Raw genomic sequence first — 16,893 nt, forward strand, 5'->3', positions numbered from 1 at the left:
CCTGTTGGCATGCCTTGTGAGGTTCCACCCCTGATGCAGCCCGATGCCAGCCGAACCGGTCTGCAGTGGAGGCCTGCCACAACTGGAGACCTCGATAACTGGGCGGAACTGATCGCCCGGACTGCCGCCGTCGAGCATCCCGTCTGGTTCGAAAAGCGCGGCGACCTTGTCCACGTCCTGGAGTCCACCAAGAACGACCCCAGGACCAACACCTTGCTGGGATTCGACGCCGGTGGCGTTGCGCGGGCCTACGGACGCATCACAAAAAACCCCGAAGGGGACAAAGCCACAGGCATGGGTTGCGTAGACCCGGACTGGCAGCGCCGGGGCATCGGCTCGGCGCTGCTTGCGTGGCAGGAAGCACAGGCCCGCAACCGGTTCCGGGCTGATACGGAGGCAGGCCACACCACTGCGCCGCCCCGCCTCCGCATCCAAACGGAAGAACAACACCATCACCAGGCAGCGCTGCTCCGGGCGCGGGGGTATGGCATTGTGCGCTGGTTCAACGAAATGCACCGGCCGTTGTCGATCCCTGCCTCCGATGCACGCCTCGAACCCGGACTCAAGCTGGGCACGTTCCAGCCATCCCTCCAAGAAGCCGTGCGCCAAGCCCACAACGATGCCTTCAGGGATCACTGGGGAAGTGAGCCACGCGACGAAGAGACGTGGCGGTTCACCATTGAGGAACCCACGGCAAGGCACGATTGGAGCGCCGTGGTGGTCGACGCCGCTACGGGCGAAGTGGCTGGATACCAGCTGGCCAGCCACGATCCCGACTCAGCAGCCGTCCGCGGCTTCAAGGAGGGTTACACCGAGCTGCTTGGAGTCCGGCGGGCCTATCGTGGCCGGGGCATAGCGCAAGCGCTGCTGGCCGACGCCCTGCGGCGGTTCTCCGCCGCAGGGATGGATATTGCGTCGCTGGATGTGGATTCTGCCAATCCGACCGGAGCACTGGCTCTCTATCTCGGAATGGGATACCAGCCGGTGAACCGAAGCATGATGTGGGAAAAGACGCTCTAGCTGGCTTCCTTAGCCGTCAACATCGTGGAGGTGATGGACGACGTCGTGCAGGAAGTACTGCGAGAACGTCAGCACGGTGAATTCGGAACCGTTGCTGCGCCGCCCGGTACGCTGCCACTCGTCCTGCACCACCCGGGCGAAGGACTCGGCAATTTGCTCCCCTTCCGCGATCAGTTCGTCGGCAACAACGCGGGGATCCGAACGTCCATATTCGGCGTCGATCGCCGCTTGGTCCTGGTCCCAGTTGGCAAACGCGGCGTTGTCATCGCTAAGCATCAGGTTCAGCCTTTGGTCGAAGAGGCTGAAGACGTCGCGCACGTGGCACGCATATTCCAGGGGTGACCAGGTGTGGTCGTTGGGGCGCACTGCTACGTCCTCGCGGCGGAGGACGGCACGCCACCTTGGAAGCATGTTCAGGACCGTTCCGGGGACAGTGGACGGCGTGACGGTTGAGGCGTCAAAGCCGCACTCGGGGCAGGGCCGTGAAAGCACCCATGTCCAGTCTTTTTCGTCAGGGATGATCGGCATGCCGCCAGTCTATGGCGTTACCGCCCGGCAACCCCGGACAAGGCGTAAAATCCGCAGCCATTTGCCCATTACTTCGTGCCCGCCCAGGAGTAAAGTTCGTTCCGGGGGGAGAGCCGGAAAGAGAAAAATATGCTCAAGGATCAGCAAGTGGGTGCCGTTCTGCCGGCATCGGATATTGCCCGGGCGCGCGCGTTCTACAGCGAGAAACTCGGACTCGAACCGGAAAATCCAGACGCCGACGACAACCTGCAGTACAGGTGCGGAGACGGGACGGGATTCTTCATTTACCAAACACCCAATGCAGGTACGGCCAAGAACACACAGATGGGCTGGATGGTCAGTGATGTCGCGGCCACGATGGCGGAACTCCGCGAGAAGGGCGTCGAGTTCGAAGACTACGACTTCCCCGGGCTCAAGACTGAAAACGGCATCGCCACAATGCCTGACGGAAGCGCCGCAGCGTGGTTCCTGGACACTGAAGGAAACATACTGAGCATCAACCAGAACGGCTAACCCGGCCGGAAAGGCCTCACCGGGGCCAAGGCAACAGCAAGGCCGGCGGTCTGCAAACCGCCGGCCTTGCTGTATTTCCTTACAGGATTGCTACTCGGTTGCCGCAGCCGTTTCAGGCCACGCCATGCTCGGACCGATCGCCTCCACGGGCTGAGAAAGGGGCACGCCTGAACCATCCCTGCGGCCGTGCTCATGGGGGAGCGCCCTTGCCACTCCGGCCGCCGATGACGCCTTTGCTGGTCCGTGTCCGGCCCACGCCAGGAGCAGGGTGTCTTCACCTTTGAGGAAGCGGTGGACGCGCACGCCACCGGTGGCCCGGCCCTTCGCGGGATACTCTTCGAAGGCCGTCACCTTCGCGGTTCCGGGCGCGGTGCCTGGCAGGGCGCCGTTGGTACCGGCAATGGTCACCACGACGGCGGCAGGATCGTTGGCGCGCACGGTGCCGAAGTGAATCACCTCGTCGTCAGCGGCAAGCTTGATCCCCGCCATACCGCCCGCCGTTCGTCCCTGCGGACGCACGTTGGACGCACTGAACCGCAGCAACTGGGCCTGCTTGGTCACGAAGACGAGTTCGACGTCGTCCTCCTGCGCGGGTTCCACGGCAAGGACCGTGTCCTTGTCCTTGAGGGAAATGATTTCCCAGTCCTCACGGTTCAACGGGTATTCCGGCTGAACACGCTTCACCACGCCCTGCACCGTTCCTACGGCAAGGATGGCATCCAACGGAACCAACGCAACCAAAGTCTCGCCCTTGACCAAGGTGATGAAATCCTTGGCCGGAACTCCACCGGCCAGGTTTGGCAGACCTCCAACAGGGGGGAGGGCGGGCATGTCCATGACCTGTAGGCGCAGCATGCGGCCCAGGGAGGTGACCGCTCCGATCTCACCGCGCGCTGTGGTCTTCACCACCGAACGGAAGACGTCGTGCTTCGCCCGCGGACCAGCCTCGGCCAGCGGTTCCTGGTTGGTTGTACGTGCGATCTGTCCGGACACGCTCAGGAGCGCCCAGCAAGGATCGTCCGGGATTTCCAGGGGGAGGGCCGCGGCCTTGCCTTTGGGGCCCGGGGCCGCAGCCGCAAGGGACGCAGCCACCGTGGGGGAGACTGCCTCGGACTCCAGGAGCACGGTCCGTCGGGGAGTGCCGTACTTCGCAGCGATTTCGGCCAGTTCACCTGAAACGAGGTCGCGGAGCAGCTGGTCGGAGCCAAGGATGGCCTCAAGGGCTTCGATCTCGCGGCGCAGCTCGTCCTGCTCCTTCTCCAATTCAAGGCGCGAGTACTTGGTCAGCTGCCGCAAGCGCAGTTCCAGGATGTAGTTGGCCTGGATCTCGGTGAGATCGTAGATGGACATCAGCCGCTCACGCGCTGCGGAGGCTTCATCCGAGGAACGAATGATCTGGATGACCTCGTCGATGTCCACTATCGCGATCAAAAGGCCCTCCACCAGGTGGAGCCGGTCCTTCTTCTTGCCCAGGCGGAACGCGGTCCTGCGGCGGACTACGTTGAGGCGGTGGTCCACGTACACCTGCAGGAGCTGCAACAGGCCCAGGGTCTGCGGCTGGCCGTCCACCAGGGTGACGTTGTTGATGCCGAAGGAGTCTTCCATGGGCGAGTAGCGGTACAGCTGCTGGAGCACGGCGTTGGGGTTGAAGCCGTTCTTCAGTTCGATGACCAGGCGCAGCCCATGGTTGCGGTCGGTGAGGTCCACGACGTCGCTGATGCCAGTCAGCTTCTTGGCGTTGACGGCATCCTTGATTTTTTCGATGACTTTTTCCGGGCCCACCATGTACGGCAACTCGGTCACCACCAGGCCCGTGCGGCGGGCGGAGAGCTGCTCCACCTCAACTTTGGCGCGCGTCTTGAACGAACCGCGACCTGTGGCATAGGCATCGCGAATGCCGTCCAGGCCCACGATGCGGCCACCCGTGGGAAGGTCCGGACCCGGGATGTATTTCATGATGTCATCGAGCGTCGCATCCGGATTGGCGATCAGATGACGTGCGGCAGCAATGACCTCAACAAGGTTGTGCGGAGCCATGTTGGTGGCCATACCCACCGCAATGCCCGTGGTGCCGTTGACCAACAGGTTGGGAAACGCTGCCGGGAGGACCTCGGGCTGCGTCAGCTGGTTGTCGTAGTTGGGGACAAAATCCACTACGTCTTCATCGAGGTGGTCCGTCATGGTCAGCGCAGCCGCTGCCAGGCGAGCCTCGGTGTAACGCGGAGCTGCGGGACCGTCGTCGAGTGAGCCGAAGTTGCCGTGCCCGTCGATCAACGGCAGGCGGAGGGAAAAGTCCTGGGCCATACGCACCATGGCGTCGTAAATCGCGGCATCGCCATGCGGGTGGAGCTTTCCCATGACTTCGCCCACGACTCGGGCACTCTTGACATGGCCCCGGTCCGGGCGCAGGCCCATGTCCGCCATCATGTAGAGGATGCGGCGCTGAACCGGTTTCAGGCCATCACGTGCGTCAGGAAGGGCACGCGAATAGATCACCGAGTAGGCGTACTCCAGGAAGGAGCCCTCCATCTCGGAAGTGACGTCGATGTCGACGATGTTCTCGGTAAAATCGCCGAGGGGCTCGCCCTTGCGTGCGGGAGTTTGGCTGCGGGCCATGGGGTCGGTGGATCCTTAAAGATGTACTGCGGATGTTTTAGCTAGGCTAAGCCTATGGTGGATCAGCCCGGCGTCGGCATTTATCCGGAATATTGGGAGGCCGATGTCGTCCTGCGCGACGGCGGGACAGCCCACCTCCGCCCCATACGGCCGCAGGACGCCGAGGCTTTGCAGACGTTCCACGCGGGCCAGTCGCAGGCCTCCATCTATATGAGATTCTTCTCCTTCAAGCCCAAGCTCTCCGGAAAAGAAGTGCGGCGCTTCACCGAAGTGGACCATGTGAACCGGGTGGCATTCGTCATCACGATCGGCGGCGAAATCATGGGAGTGGGCCGCTACGACCGGCTGGAAGACCCCGACGAAGCCGAAGTCGCCTTTAACATTTCCGACGCCCATCAAGGCCGTGGCATCGGCTCGATACTCCTGGAGCATTTGGCGGCCGCCGCACGGGAGAACGGAATCCGTAGATTCATCGCCGAGGTCCTGCCCGAAAACCGCAAGATGCTCATGGTGTTCGCCGATGCCGGTTATGACCTCAAGCGCGGGTTCGATGACGGCGTCGTGAGCGTTGAGTTCAATATTGATCCCACCGAGAAATCGCGGGCAGTTATGGAGTCACGCGAGCACCGCGCAGAGGCGCGCAGCGTACGCGACCTGCTGGCGCCGTCGTCGGTGGCGGTGATCGGTGCCAGCCGCAAATGGGGGACAGTCGGCTACCAACTCCTGGAACACATCATCGAGGGCGGCTTTAAGGGCCCGGTCTATGCGGTCAATCCCGAGGCTTTCGAACTCGCTGGCATGATCTCCTTTGCGCGGTTATCGGAGATCCCAGGCCCCGTGCAGTTGGCCATCATCGCAGTTCCTTACGAGGAAGTGCCCAAGGTGGTGGACGACTGCGCAGCAGCAGGCGTCAAGGGAATCGTGGTGGCAACCGCAGGATTTGCCGACGACGGCGAGAGGGGCCTTGCACGCCAGCATGAGTTGGTGCGGCGCGCCCGTGCCAACGGCATGCGGGTGATTGGGCCCGAGTCTTTGGGGATCCTTAACACGCACCCTGCCGTGTCCCTCAATGCCTCCATGGCTCCCAGCATGCCGCCCCGCGGCGGACTGGGCCTTTTCAGCCAGTCGGCCGCTGTGGGTGTGGCCGTCTACGCCGCGGCCCGGCGGCGTCGGCTTGGCTTGTCCACCTTCCTCTCCGCAGGGAACCGCGCAGATGTCTCGGGCAACGACGCCATGCAGTACTGGGAGGACGACGCCGATACTTCCGCAGTAGGGCTCTACCTTGAGTCAATCGGCAATCCGCGCAAGTTCTCCCGGCTTGCCCGCAGGTTGTCCCGGAGCAAACCGGTGATCGTGGCAAAGTCCGACGTCACGGGCCTGCGCCTGCCGCCAGGACATGAGGTCCGGACCACGCAGGCACCCGCCGCCGCGGTCGATGCAATGATGCGACAGGCTGGCGTCATCAGGGTGGGGACCATTGAGCAATTGATGGACATCGCCCAGATCGTCTCCTCGCAGGCATTGCCCGCTGGCCCTGGCGTGGCCGTTTACTCCAACTCCGTCGCCTTGGGGAAAGTTGTCGCTGACAGTGCGGGACCCCTTGGTCTCGATGTGAACCGGATGGTAACCGACATCGATCTCGACGCCGGCATGTCGCTTGCCCTTCCAGCGCTCCGGAAAAGCCTGCAGGAAAGCCTCGCGGACGAATCCGTCAACGCTATCGTGGCCGCACTCCTGCCTGCACGGGGACTGACCGTGGAAGCGTTGGCTGGTGTCCTGGCTGAGTGTGCTGCCGAGGCCGGCAAACCGGTAGTGGCAGTGTTCACGGGAATTCTGGACCCCTCCATTCCCGTAGAAGGCATGCTGGGGGACTCCGGCGGCCCGTTGCTGCCGTGCTATTCCAACGCAGGTGCCGCTGTGGGGGCGCTGGCCGCGATTGTTCGCTACGCACAATGGCTGGACCGCGACCAAGGTCTTTTCGTCGAACCCGGTGGCTGCGACGTGGACGGGACAAGGGAGGCATTGACCGGCATGCTGGCTGGCGTGACCGGCGAGAAACTCCGGAAGCTCGACGCCGGTGCTGCCGCGGAGTTACTGGCCCGCTACGGTATCGCCGTGGTGCCGACAATCGGCTTTGGGACACCCGGAGAAGCTGTTGAAGCTGCCGAAAACCTGGGCTGGCCGGTGGTCCTGAAGACCACTGATCCGGCGCTGAGGCACCGTTTGGACTTGGGCGGCGTCCGGCTGGATATCCAGGATGCCGAGTCCTTGCGGCAGAACATCGCCCAGATGAAGCGCGCACTGGAACCTTATGGTTCGCCGTCACTTGAAGTCCAGGCAATGGCCCCGGTAGGCCAGGCATGCACGTTCCGCGCCATGGAGGATCCCTTGCTGGGTCCAGTCGTATCTTTCGGCTTGGCCGGAGATGCAGTGAATCTCCTGGACGATTGGGCCCACCGGGTGCCGCCGCTGTCCGCTGCAGACCTGCACGATCTCATCCGCTCGCCGCGGGCGTCCAGAAAGCTGTTCGGCTACCAGGGACTCCCTGCAGTGGACGTGCCTGCCCTCGAGGACATCGCTGCCAGGCTGGCCAAACTCAAGGATGACCACCCCGGAATCGCCCTTGTGGAGTTCAATCCGGTTCTCGCTGGTGCTGCCGGTGCAACGATTCTGGGTGCCGATGTGTGGATCGGAAACGCGGCGCGGCGCACGGACAGTGCCCGGCGGGCGATGCGTGGGTAAGCGTTCCCTGCACGCCAGCGACAGGCTTGGCGGCGGGGCAGGCAGTTAGGAAGTCCCCAGTGGATCTGTGAAAATGGGGGAATGAGCACCCAGTCTCCGACGCCTCAGTCCCGTCCGTCCAATACCGGGCACCACACCGCCCACAACCATAGCTCGCAGGGACAGAGCCTGGATCAAGCGCTGCAGCAGGCTGGTTTCTACCCCCGGCTGGTTGCCGACGTCGTTGATGACGCGTTGGACGGCCGCGAATGCTTGTCACACCTGGTGCACCTTGAGACACACTTTGATCGCGCCGAGGTCCGCCGTCACATCACGGTTCTCGTGCTCACGGAAGACATGCTGGTGATCACCCACGTTGACGACCAGCAGCTGGATGAAGCCGGGGAACAGATCGTTGCCCAGATTTCCACGGAGTCCGTGCCCGTGGCCCAGATCCGTTCGGTGGTCCTGAGCTACATGTACGCCCAGCCACAGGACTACAAGCCGTCCGATCCCGTGCGGGAAATGACGGTGTCCATAGCCTGGTCCGGCGGGCAGCGCCTGGACATGGGGCCGGCAAGCTGTGGGGATCCCCAGTGCGAGGCAGACCACGGCTACAGCGGAACCATCGCGCAGGAAGACATCGTCCTGCGCATCAGTGCCGAAGCGGACGGCCTCCAAGCGGTCCAGGACGCCAAGGTCTTCGCCCGCGCTCTGCGTGCCGTGAACACGGCCAATCCCACACCCGTTCCGCACGCCGGCATCCCCGCGCCGCGGCCACGTTCAGGGGTCTTCAGCAACCGCTTGAGCCGCGGACACCAGCGTTGAGGGTCACTGCACAGGAGCACATGCAAACAACCCCGGGTGCGGCACCGGCCGCCGACCTCCCTTCGGCTCCGCTCTTCGGGAGCAGGTCGATCGCCGAGGTCTTCACCAGTGCGGCCGCGAGCATGGGCCTTCCCGGATTCGCCAACCAGCTTCACCTGCCTGCCTCGCAACGCGTCTGCGTAGTCCTTGCCGATGGACTGGGTCGCAACTTGCTCAAGCAAAAGGCCTCGCATACACCGTTTCTGCGTTCCGTCCTTGCCGCCGGGCAAGGCAGCGTCCCCAACTGGATTGATTCAGCCTTTCCCAGTACAACTGCAGCTTCCCTTGCCAGCCTGGGCACCGGGCTCCCCGCGGGGCAGCATGGCATGGTGGGCTACGACGTCCTGGATCCTTCGCAGGACAAAGTGGTGAACCTGCTTGGCAACTGGGACGCACACGTAGATCCTGCTGTTTGGCAGCCACACGCCACGGTGTTCGAGCGCATATCGGCGGAAGTCGACGTCGTCACCGTAAGCCTCCCGCAGTTCGGGAATTCCCCCATGACCCAGGCAGCCCTCCGCGGCAGCCGTTTCGTGGGCGGTACCACCCTGCATGCGCGTACTGCCGCCGCAGCGGAGGCGATGTCCGGCGGGGGCCGTTCCCTCATGTACTTTTACGTCAATGAATTGGACAAAGCAGGTCATCGCTACGGCTGCCAGTCCGACCGCTGGGAACACCAGCTTGAAGAACTCGACTCCACGGTGAAGAGACTGTCCGCAACGCTGCCCGCGGGAACCACGATTGTGCTGACCGGGGATCACGGAATGCTGGACGTTCCTGAGTCCCAGCGCATTGACTACTCCGCAGATCCTTCACTCGTTGCCGGAGTCCGCCATACTGCCGGTGAACCCCGCATGGTGCACCTTTACCTTGAGCCCGGCCTTCCCGATGCGCAGCGTGAGTCGCTGATTTCCGCGTGGCGGACACGGTTCGGTGAACGCATCTGGGCCTTCACCCGTGAGCAGGCGATCCGCGCTGGGTTGTTTGGGGATGTCCAGCCAGAGGTAGCCGCTCGCATCGGCGACGTTATGATCGCCGCCCGGGACACCTTGGCACTTTATGACACCCGCAGGGTCCGCCCGGCATCGTTGGAAGTAGTAGGCCAACATGGTTCCCTGACCAAGGCAGAACGAGAAGTGCCGTTCCTTTGCTTCCCCGCAGCCGGTAAAAAGGGCAAGCGTGGCTGAACTCGTCTTCTTTTCAGGCACCATGGACTGCGGTAAGTCCACGCTCGCCCTGCAAATGGACTACAACCACCGCGCGCGGGGCAGGGGTGGCGTACGTTTCAGCTGCAACGACCGTGCCGGTGATTCAACAATCTCCAGCAGGTTGGGCCTGCAGACAGACGCGGTTGAAGTCCGGACCGACACCGATTTCTGGGAGGAAGTAGTTGTACGCCGGACCAGCGGGCTTCGCGTGGACTACCTGATCTGTGACGAAGCCCAGTTCTATTCGGCTGTCCAAGTGGAGCAGTTGGCACGCTTGGTGGATGAGATGGACGTGGACGTCTTCGCGTTCGGGATCACCTCGGACTTCCGTACCACCTTGTTTCCCGGCTCGCAGCGTCTGATCGAGCTCGCCGACAAAGTGCAGGTCCTACAGGTCGAGGCCTTGTGCTGGTGCGGGCGCCGCGCAACCCAAAATGCACGAACGGTGGACGGCATCATGGTGGTGGAAGGCGACCAGGTCATGGTTGGCGACGTCGCTCCCCAGCACGCCAGCGAGGTCCCGGGCTTGAGCGATGCCGTTCAGCCAGGGGCAGATCTTGAAGCAGCTCTTGGCGATGAACCCGTGGTTGGATATGAGACGTTGTGCCGACGCCACTACATGCGCCGCGTGACTGCCCACGGGGCCAACCTGATGGCCGGCGCAGACCAGACTCTTCCGTTCGACGTCGATGCCTGCCTCTGGCCCGGTGCTGGCTCTGGTTCGATGCGGCGCTAGCCGGCCTGGAACTGTTGTCGCCTGCGATGTTGCCGTGGTGCTGCCTGCGTTTGTTGCCGTTGTGCTGGACTAGTCGCCGCGGGCGCCGAAGACGATCTCGTCCCAGCTGGGAATGCTTGACCGCTTAGGCCGGGAGGGCTGGCGCTCTACGGTTGCCTCAGCGTCCTTGTGCGCGCCTCCTTCCCTGGCGTCGAGTGATGCCTTCTCCTGTGCAACTGACTGGGCACCGGATGCAGGACGATCAACCTGTGCCTCCGGGATCACAGCCCCGCCAAGCAACTCATCCAAACCCGCCCGCTGCATGGTCGCCTTTTCTTGGACGGGTCCCTTTTCTTGGACGGGTCCCTTTTCCTGGGCGGGTCCCTTTTCTTGGGCGGGTCCCTTTTCTTGGGCGGGCGCCTCCGCGTCGGTGGTTTCCGGAGCCCTGCCAGCAGCCGGCTTGCGTCCAGTCAAAGACGTGACAGGCCGCAGCGGACTGGCCACAACAGTTATTTCACGTGTTTCCGTGCTGACACCGTCGTGGAGTTTCAGGGGGTCTTCCTCGTTCGAGTCATGGTTCCGGGGCGCCAGGCTCAGCCGGGACAGCATCGATGGCCGTCCATCCTTCCGTAACGGCTCAGTCGCCGGAGGGGCACTGGATTCCTGCTGATCCGGGGCTGCTTCCTCGGCGGGCTGCTGGTCTTCCGCGCCGGTCCTCGGGTGGGCTGCCGGAACGTTGCTGAGCAGGACAGCCAGGGCGTCGTCACCGTCTTCGTCCACACCGAGGCGTTGCCCGCGGCGCGAGCGGAGCATTTCCAGCAGGCTGTCGGATTCCTTCGCAGACGCGCGAGCTGCGGTTTCGGCGTCGGTCTCGAAATCGAAGGGACGATCCGAAACAGCGGCAAGCCGGCGTGCAGGAACTGGGCCGTCCAGCGGCTCCAGTTCGCTGAGCTGCTGGGCCCAGCGGTTGGCGTTTTGGAGGGATTTCCGTTGCGGACTGAACGTCCACATCGCTGGTGGCTCCTCGCCAATACTTCCGTGGGTGCCAGGGACCGCGTCAAAGCGCGCGACGACGGTCCAGGAACCGTCCGAGCGGCGCCAGGAGTCCCATTCAACCGTCGAAGAATCGATGCCGTGCGCGGATAGCCGGTGGGCCACCATTTCGCCAAGCGTCGCTGGGTTGTCGCCAAAGACAGAGCGGTAGATGTCATGCCCCGGGGCGGGGGACGCTACTTCGATGTTGCGGGCCTGCTGCGCGACGTACTCGCGCTCAGCGAGGACGGGGCCCTCATAACGCTGCACATTGGCAAGCGGCAGCCCGGACAACTCGGAGACTTCGGCAGCCGTGGATCCACTGCGGATTCTGGACTGGATATCCCTGGGGGACATGGCAATTGGAGTGATTGAAGCCCGCGCGGCAACCTGGGCAGGGGTCCGGCTCGTCGCGGCACGAAGTGCCTCGTCGATCGGAAGCTGGAACATCGCACCGCCGGGTCCGCTCAGGAGCAGATGCCCGCCGTCGTCGTGGACGCCTACCAGCCGTAGATCCTGCATAACACCCTCCACCACATGGCATAACTGACATTCGAAACTCTGCCACCCAGACTGCCCTTTTCCTACTAGGACAAAGGGCGTGCCGTGATATTCCGGCGAAAATGGCAGATTTCCGGGCGGATCCTTTCCGTTATCCGGAGGACAATTTGGCGCCTCTGGACAATCGCTGGACAGGGGAGGACAATCTGGCCGATATCGGGCACAAATCCGGGGCGTCCGGCGTTACACCCTTAGACCGGCGGCGGGCAGGAAATCCGCCAGGCCGGAATCCCACCCGGAGCAAGTACGGAGGATGAAGAAGGACCATGGCCACGGATTATGATGCCCCTCGAAAGACCGAGGAAGACGTCAGCGAGGACTCCATTGAGGAACTCAAGACGCGCCAGTCGGGGAAGCAATCCTCCGCGGTGGACGTCGATGAGACCGATCTTGCCGATGGCTTCGAGCTCCCGGGAGCGGACCTCTCCGGAGAAGAGCTCCTTATTCAGGTCATGCCCCCGCAGCCTGACGAATTCACGTGCTACAACTGCTTCCTGGTCAAACACCGCTCACAGATTGCCACAGAGCGGGATGGGCACCTGTACTGCACCGAATGCGAGAGCTAGCTGTACTAACCCGGTTGGTTGGTGACGCGACTGGCCGGTGAGGCGCCCTATCGCGTGCTCAACGCGGCGACGAGTTCGTCCGGCCTGCGGGAAGACACCAACCAATAAGGCGTTCGGTCGGCGGGATCGGTGATGGCGATTTTGACTACGGGATCGATCCACCCGCGGAAACACATGTACGCCAGCCCATTGAGGCGGGGGCCACGCTCGGCGGTGGCCTCCTCTTTTTTGAACGCCTCCGCGGTGCCGACGAATTTTCGCTCGATGGTGGCCCGCCCCACCCTCAAGCTGTCCCGCGTCACGATGATGGTGGGCGTTGAGACCACCAACAGGATGGTCATGATCGCCAGGAGAACCAGGGCGGCGATGATGCCCGCAGCGGCGCTGATGGGTGCGAACATCAGGATTCCAGCGCCCGAGAGGCCCACGACGACGATCCAGATCCAAATGGTTGGCCATAATTTCTCGGTGAACAGTACCTCGGAGGCGGTGGGATTGTTCCGGGCAGGCACGGGAGCGGACTGGTCAGACGTAGGCATGGGTCCAGCTTATCGGCCCTTGGCGTGGCTACTTGCCGGAGTGCCTTCATGGATGGGCCCAGCAGAGATGGGCCCAGTAGAATAGTCCACTGTGAGCAACGAGACCGCAGTATTCAGTAATGAGACCACCGCAGCGTACGGCGCGCCCACTTTGGACGTTCAGCTGAAGATGCTCGACGCCGGGTTGGAAGCCCCCTCCTATGCGCACCCCGGCGATGCCGGCGCGGACTTGCGGGCCCGTGAGGATGTGAAACTTGCCCCTGGAGAACGGAAATTGGTTCCTACCGGCGTTTCAATTGCCCTCCCGGACGGCTTTGTGGCACTCATCCACCCGCGGTCCGGCCTGGCGACCAAGCACGGCCTCACTGTTGTCAACGCACCCGGAACTGTGGACGCAGGTTACCGCGGAGAAATCGCGGTCACACTGCTCAACACCGATCAAAACCACGCCATTGAGCTCAAGCGCGGCGATAGAATTGCCCAAATGGTTATTCAGCGGGTTGAGTACGCGCGCTTCGTGATGGTTGATGATCTGTCCGACTCCGCCCGGGGAACCGGCGGCTTTGGTTCCACCGGCGGATTCAACGCACCGGTGGCCGGATAACCCACGGGGTTGCGGTTTACTTGGGGATAGACCACTACTAAGGAGACAACCCAATGCTTTTTGGGCGCGGCAAAAAGTCCAAGGCCGAGCGGCCGGAAACCGCTGGCACCGTCGAGGAAAACGACGCGGCTGAGGCAAGAATCCCTGCAGCTGGCGAGTCCGGCACCAAGGGTGATTTCCGGCTTGGCAAAGGCCCTTGGGACATCGATGAGATCGAGGACCGCGATGGATACGTGGATCTTGGCGCACTCCTGATCGCCCCGGCCGACGGACTCCAGTTACGGCTGGAAGTGGAAGAAGCTACCCAGCGCGTGGTGGCCGTTACCATGGACCTGGCCGGCTCAAGCCTCCAGCTCCAGGCATTCGCTGCCCCGCGTTCGGAAGGCCTTTGGGATGAGATCCGCGAGCAGATCGGACAATCCGTAGCCAGCCAGGGCGGCGAGACTGAAGAAGTGCCTGGAACGTTTGGCACGGAGCTCGTGGCGAAGCTGCCAGCCGAGGCTACCGATGGCAGCCGGGGTTTCCGCGCCGCCCGCTTCATGGGTGTGGATGGTCCCCGGTGGTTCCTTCGTGGTGTCCTCGGTGGCGAAGCGGCACTGGACCGGGAGGCCGCGGCAGGCTTGGAAGAACTGTTCCGGCGCGTGGTTGTTGTCCGCGGTGACAACCCTATGCCGCCGCGCGAATTGCTGCAGCTGCGCCTGCCCAAGGATGCTGCCGCCCAGGGCCCAGCCCAATCCCAGGCGGCAGCTGCCGAACCCGGCGCACAGCAAGGCGGGCCCGCCATGCAGCAGCCGGAGCGTGGACCGGAGATCACCCAGATTGGCTGATACGCCAGGCTCGTCGGGGCCTGCCAGCGAGCATCCCCATCAAGGCATCCGCGACCTACCCGCCCGTGGAAGGGCCACGTGCACCGGATTCATCGAATCTGTCACGCATCAGCCGCCAAGTGAGCAACCCTTCTTTTCGGCAATCATTGTGGATGCCTTGGAGCACAGTTCGCAATCGTCGATTGGCGGTGGGGGAGTGAAGAAGCCGTACACGCGGCTCCGCGTCATCTGGTTGGGCAGGGACCGGGTGCCCGGAATTGAAGCGGGAGTGGAACTGCGATTGAACGGCATGGTGACCCAACTGGACGGCCTGCCTGCGATGTTCAATCCACGCTACGAGATACTTTCCCGTCAGGAGCACCTATGACCATGGCCAACGGACCAGAGCCGAAGGATCCCACCCATCCCGGGCCGGGGAAGAGTGAAACCACGGCTACGGGGTCAGCCACGACGCCGGCAAGCAAAAGCCCGGGCGTTGCCGATTTAGCTGCTGGCTATGCAGAAAAGGCGGGACTCCACCGCAACAGTGCCGGCCATGTGGACATGTTGAAGTCCGCCGGAGGAGTCCAAGGCATCGCGGAGAGCATCCTCCCGGGCCTTCTCTTCCTCGTGGTGTTCACTGTCAGCCGGGACCTGACGGTTTCCCTTGTGGCGGCGTTGGCTACCGCGGCAATCTTCACCGTTGTCCGCCTGATCCAACGACGTCCCTTGACGCAGGCACTCGCCGGTGTGGTCGGCGTCGGGATTTCTGCGTGGTTGGCCAACACCACCGGGAAGGCTGAAGACTTCTACGTTCTCGGCTTCTTCACCAACATTGCCTATATCACCGGCATGGTGCTGTCCATCGTGCTGAAATGGCCCATCGCCGGCTTGTTGTTTGGATTTGTCCGGAACGAGGGCCTTGAATGGCGCAAAGATCCTGAGCGGCTGCGGGCCTACCAGCTTGGCACCTGGATTGTTATAGCCGTACTCGCGCTGCGGCTAGTGGTGCAGGTGCCCCTGTACTTCCTGGGTGAGCCAGGGTTGACGGCATTGGCTACCACGCGGCTCGTGATGGGTGCACCGCTTTATATCCTCGGCCTTTGGGTGGCTTGGCTTGTGACCAAGCCGGCACCTCAACCGTCGAAGCCGTCGTCCTCGGCCTGATCCGCAACGTCTGATGCGCCATCGCGGGGCCCTTGGCCCGCCATGGACGCTGGTGACAATAGGGCCCGGAGGCCGTTCTCTGCTGCGATGGTGGTCACGAAGAACAGTTCGTCGCCACCATCCAGGACGTCATCGCGGCTTGGGGTGATGGGCGCCTGATCGCGAAGGATGGCTACCAGGGTGGCATCTTCAGGCCACTCGATAGCGCCCACCGTGCTCCCAATGACGTGGGAGTCGTGGGGGACTGTAAATTCCACGATCGAGGCGACGCCGGTCTGTAAGGTCAACAGCCGTACGATGTCGCCGATTTCCACGGCCTCCTCCACCAGGGCAGTCATGAGCTGGGGAGTGTTGACGGCGACGTCCACACCCCAGGAGTCATTGAACATCCAGTCGTTCTTGGGGTTGTTGACGCGCCCAACAGTGCGGCCCACAGCGAATTCCGTCTTGGCGAGCAGCGACACCACAAGGTTCACTTTGTCGTCACCCGTTGCGGAAACCACGACGTCGGCATCCTCAAGTTTCGCGTCCTGCAGGGTGCTGAGTTCGCAGGCGTCGCCCACCAGCCAGCGCGCACCCCGAAGGCCACTGCGGCCAATGACCTCGGGCTTGAGGTCGATGAGCAAGATCTGGTGGTTGTGGGCCAAGAGCTCACGGGCGATGGACGAGCCGACGCTGCCTGCGCCAACGATGACAACTTTCACTAAAACTCCTTGGCCGGTGCTTTGGCGAGGACCCGGCTGATCTCCGAGGTCCTGTCCAGGCTCAACATTGCGTGGACGGTGTCGCCTTCCTGATAGGCCGTACCCGGCTGGGGCAGGAGGCCCTCTCCAAAGCGCGTCAGGAAGGCGACGCGGATGCCTGCGGCAGCTTCGATGGACGTCAGGTTATGGCCAATCCACCCTTCGTGGAGATCCACTTCGGCCAGGACGAGCCGCCCGGATGGCTCACGGTAGTCGCCGGCGAGATGCTGCTCGGGAAGGATGCGCCTGAGGACCTGGTCGGCGCTCCAGCGCACGGCGGCCACGGTGGGGATGCCGAGGCGCTGGTAAATTTCCGCGCGGCCGGGATCGTAGATGCGGGCCACGACGTGTGCAACATGGAAGGTCTCGCGTGCCACGCGGGTGGCCAGGATATTGGAATTATCACCACTGGAAACAGCGGCGAATGCGTAAGCCTCTTCCACACCGGCCTGTTTCAGGGTGTCCCTGTCGAAACCAACGCCAGTGACCTTGCGGCCGGTAAACGTGTTGCGCAGCCGACGAAACGCCCGTTCGTCCTGATCGATGATGGCCACCGAATGGCCGGCGTCTTCCAAAGTGTGTGCCAGGGTTGCGCCAACACGGCCGCAACCCATGATCACGAAGTGAGCCACCGTGTCTCCTTATGTGTGTTTACCGTGCCGCTGCGTAAGACTTTACCGGTGCGAT

General features: G+C 63.0%; 17 protein-coding genes. 11 read left to right on the top strand and 6 right to left on the bottom strand.

Features of this window, described 5'->3' with window-relative positions; translation table 11 throughout:
• Nucleotides 1-9 precede the first annotated feature (9 nt).
• Nucleotides 10-1,020: a GNAT family N-acetyltransferase gene (locus tag ACZ5G6_RS09150; RefSeq protein WP_498690902.1), complete on the top strand. Its 1,011-nt coding sequence runs from the start codon at nucleotides 10-12 to the stop codon at nucleotides 1,018-1,020.
• 9 nt (nucleotides 1,021-1,029) lie between these two features.
• Here the strand turns inward: ACZ5G6_RS09150 and ACZ5G6_RS09155 are convergent, their stop codons facing one another.
• The gene (locus tag ACZ5G6_RS09155; protein WP_223936798.1) at nucleotides 1,030-1,548 is read right to left on the bottom strand and encodes a DinB family protein; all 519 of its coding nucleotides are present in this window, start codon (nucleotides 1,546-1,548) and stop codon (nucleotides 1,030-1,032) included.
• A gap of 129 nt (nucleotides 1,549-1,677) precedes the next feature.
• Between ACZ5G6_RS09155 and ACZ5G6_RS09160 the strand changes: the two genes are divergently transcribed.
• Entirely contained in the window at nucleotides 1,678-2,061 is a 384-nt protein-coding gene (locus tag ACZ5G6_RS09160; protein WP_223936800.1) for a VOC family protein, read from the top strand.
• A 90-nt stretch (nucleotides 2,062-2,151) separates the two neighbouring features.
• On the opposite strand, the gene ACZ5G6_RS09165 is transcribed toward ACZ5G6_RS09160, so the two are convergent.
• Nucleotides 2,152-4,677, bottom strand: coding sequence for a DNA gyrase/topoisomerase IV subunit A (locus ACZ5G6_RS09165; protein ID WP_223936806.1), 2,526 nt, complete (start codon nucleotides 4,675-4,677; stop codon nucleotides 2,152-2,154).
• Nucleotides 4,678-4,731: 54 nt separating this feature from the next.
• Here ACZ5G6_RS09165 and ACZ5G6_RS09170 point away from each other — a divergent pair, with 54 nt between their 5' ends.
• The 4 genes from ACZ5G6_RS09170 to ACZ5G6_RS09185 all read left to right on the top strand — a co-directional run bounded on the left by ACZ5G6_RS09170 (nucleotide 4,732) and on the right by ACZ5G6_RS09185 (nucleotide 10,209).
• Complete coding sequence (locus ACZ5G6_RS09170; protein ID WP_498690907.1) at nucleotides 4,732-7,419, top strand: bifunctional acetate--CoA ligase family protein/GNAT family N-acetyltransferase; 2,688 nt, start codon at nucleotides 4,732-4,734, stop codon at nucleotides 7,417-7,419.
• 81 nt (nucleotides 7,420-7,500) lie between these two features.
• Nucleotides 7,501-8,226 (top strand): DUF5998 family protein, encoded by a 726-nt coding sequence (locus ACZ5G6_RS09175; RefSeq protein WP_223936819.1) that lies wholly within the window; start codon nucleotides 7,501-7,503, stop codon nucleotides 8,224-8,226.
• A gap of 20 nt (nucleotides 8,227-8,246) precedes the next feature.
• Nucleotides 8,247-9,452 carry an alkaline phosphatase family protein gene (locus tag ACZ5G6_RS09180; RefSeq protein WP_498690909.1) on the top strand — a complete coding sequence of 402 codons (1,206 nt, stop codon included), beginning with the start codon at nucleotides 8,247-8,249 and terminating at the stop codon, nucleotides 9,450-9,452.
• Complete coding sequence (locus ACZ5G6_RS09185) at nucleotides 9,445-10,209, top strand: thymidine kinase (RefSeq protein ID WP_498690911.1); 765 nt, start codon at nucleotides 9,445-9,447, stop codon at nucleotides 10,207-10,209. Before ACZ5G6_RS09180 ends, ACZ5G6_RS09185 begins: the two co-directional genes overlap by 8 nt.
• A 69-nt stretch (nucleotides 10,210-10,278) precedes the next feature.
• Here the strand turns inward: ACZ5G6_RS09185 and sepH are convergent, their stop codons facing one another.
• Nucleotides 10,279-11,742, bottom strand: a complete 1,464-nt coding sequence (gene sepH, locus ACZ5G6_RS09190) for a septation protein SepH (protein WP_498690913.1) — start codon at nucleotides 11,740-11,742, stop codon at nucleotides 10,279-10,281.
• 305 nt (nucleotides 11,743-12,047) lie between these two features.
• Between sepH and ACZ5G6_RS09195 the strand changes: the two genes are divergently transcribed.
• Entirely contained in the window at nucleotides 12,048-12,347 is a 300-nt protein-coding gene (locus tag ACZ5G6_RS09195) for a DUF4193 domain-containing protein (protein WP_216923072.1), read from the top strand.
• A 47-nt stretch (nucleotides 12,348-12,394) separates the two neighbouring features.
• On the opposite strand, the gene ACZ5G6_RS09200 is transcribed toward ACZ5G6_RS09195, so the two are convergent.
• On the bottom strand, nucleotides 12,395-12,886 hold the full coding sequence (locus ACZ5G6_RS09200; RefSeq protein ID WP_223936829.1) for a DUF3093 domain-containing protein: 492 nt from the start codon (nucleotides 12,884-12,886) through the stop codon (nucleotides 12,395-12,397).
• Between the two features lie 91 nt (nucleotides 12,887-12,977).
• On the opposite strand from ACZ5G6_RS09200, the gene dut reads away from it, so the two are divergent.
• Genes dut through ACZ5G6_RS09220 form a run of 4 tightly spaced genes read left to right on the top strand, consistent with a single transcriptional unit; the run spans nucleotide 12,978 to nucleotide 15,463 of the window.
• Entirely contained in the window at nucleotides 12,978-13,490 is a 513-nt protein-coding gene (gene dut, locus ACZ5G6_RS09205; protein ID WP_223936831.1) for a dUTP diphosphatase, read from the top strand.
• A gap of 53 nt (nucleotides 13,491-13,543) precedes the next feature.
• Entirely contained in the window at nucleotides 13,544-14,317 is a 774-nt protein-coding gene (locus ACZ5G6_RS09210) for a DUF3710 domain-containing protein (protein WP_223936833.1), read from the top strand.
• On the top strand, nucleotides 14,310-14,684 hold the full coding sequence (locus ACZ5G6_RS09215) for a hypothetical protein (RefSeq protein WP_223936841.1): 375 nt from the start codon (nucleotides 14,310-14,312) through the stop codon (nucleotides 14,682-14,684). Before ACZ5G6_RS09210 ends, ACZ5G6_RS09215 begins: the two co-directional genes overlap by 8 nt.
• Nucleotides 14,681-15,463 (top strand): DUF3159 domain-containing protein, encoded by a 783-nt coding sequence (locus ACZ5G6_RS09220; protein WP_498690917.1) that lies wholly within the window; start codon nucleotides 14,681-14,683, stop codon nucleotides 15,461-15,463. The genes ACZ5G6_RS09215 and ACZ5G6_RS09220 overlap by 4 nt, the downstream gene beginning before the upstream one ends.
• Here ACZ5G6_RS09220 and ACZ5G6_RS09225 read toward each other — a convergent pair.
• Both ACZ5G6_RS09225 and ACZ5G6_RS09230 read right to left on the bottom strand, forming a co-directional pair.
• The gene (locus ACZ5G6_RS09225) at nucleotides 15,433-16,167 is read right to left on the bottom strand and encodes a potassium channel family protein (protein ID WP_223936854.1); all 735 of its coding nucleotides are present in this window, start codon (nucleotides 16,165-16,167) and stop codon (nucleotides 15,433-15,435) included. The genes ACZ5G6_RS09220 and ACZ5G6_RS09225 overlap by 31 nt on opposite strands.
• Entirely contained in the window at nucleotides 16,167-16,838 is a 672-nt protein-coding gene (locus tag ACZ5G6_RS09230) for a potassium channel family protein (RefSeq protein WP_223936855.1), read from the bottom strand. The genes ACZ5G6_RS09225 and ACZ5G6_RS09230 overlap by 1 nt, the downstream gene beginning before the upstream one ends.
• Nucleotides 16,839-16,893: the final 55 nt, after the last annotated feature.

Source organism: Arthrobacter sp. TmtSoilC51, assembly GCF_055388015.1.

Bases quoted from the DNA above. Each gene is read 5' to 3' on its own strand.
- ACZ5G6_RS09150 (WP_498690902.1), top strand. From the start codon at position 10: ATGCCTTGTGAGGTTCCACCCCTGATGCAGCCCGATGCCAGCCGAACC.
- ACZ5G6_RS09155 (WP_223936798.1), bottom strand. From the start codon at position 1,548: ATGCCGATCATCCCTGACGAAAAAGACTGGACATGGGTGCTTTCACGG.
- ACZ5G6_RS09160 (WP_223936800.1), top strand. From the start codon at position 1,678: ATGCTCAAGGATCAGCAAGTGGGTGCCGTTCTGCCGGCATCGGATATT.
- ACZ5G6_RS09165 (WP_223936806.1), bottom strand. From the start codon at position 4,677: ATGGCCCGCAGCCAAACTCCCGCACGCAAGGGCGAGCCCCTCGGCGAT.
- ACZ5G6_RS09170 (WP_498690907.1), top strand. From the start codon at position 4,732: ATGGTGGATCAGCCCGGCGTCGGCATTTATCCGGAATATTGGGAGGCC.
- ACZ5G6_RS09175 (WP_223936819.1), top strand. From the start codon at position 7,501: ATGAGCACCCAGTCTCCGACGCCTCAGTCCCGTCCGTCCAATACCGGG.
- ACZ5G6_RS09180 (WP_498690909.1), top strand. From the start codon at position 8,247: ATGCAAACAACCCCGGGTGCGGCACCGGCCGCCGACCTCCCTTCGGCT.
- sepH (WP_498690913.1), bottom strand. From the start codon at position 11,742: ATGCAGGATCTACGGCTGGTAGGCGTCCACGACGACGGCGGGCATCTG.
- ACZ5G6_RS09195 (WP_216923072.1), top strand. From the start codon at position 12,048: ATGGCCACGGATTATGATGCCCCTCGAAAGACCGAGGAAGACGTCAGC.
- ACZ5G6_RS09200 (WP_223936829.1), bottom strand. From the start codon at position 12,886: ATGCCTACGTCTGACCAGTCCGCTCCCGTGCCTGCCCGGAACAATCCC.
- ACZ5G6_RS09210 (WP_223936833.1), top strand. From the start codon at position 13,544: ATGCTTTTTGGGCGCGGCAAAAAGTCCAAGGCCGAGCGGCCGGAAACC.
- ACZ5G6_RS09220 (WP_498690917.1), top strand. From the start codon at position 14,681: ATGACCATGGCCAACGGACCAGAGCCGAAGGATCCCACCCATCCCGGG.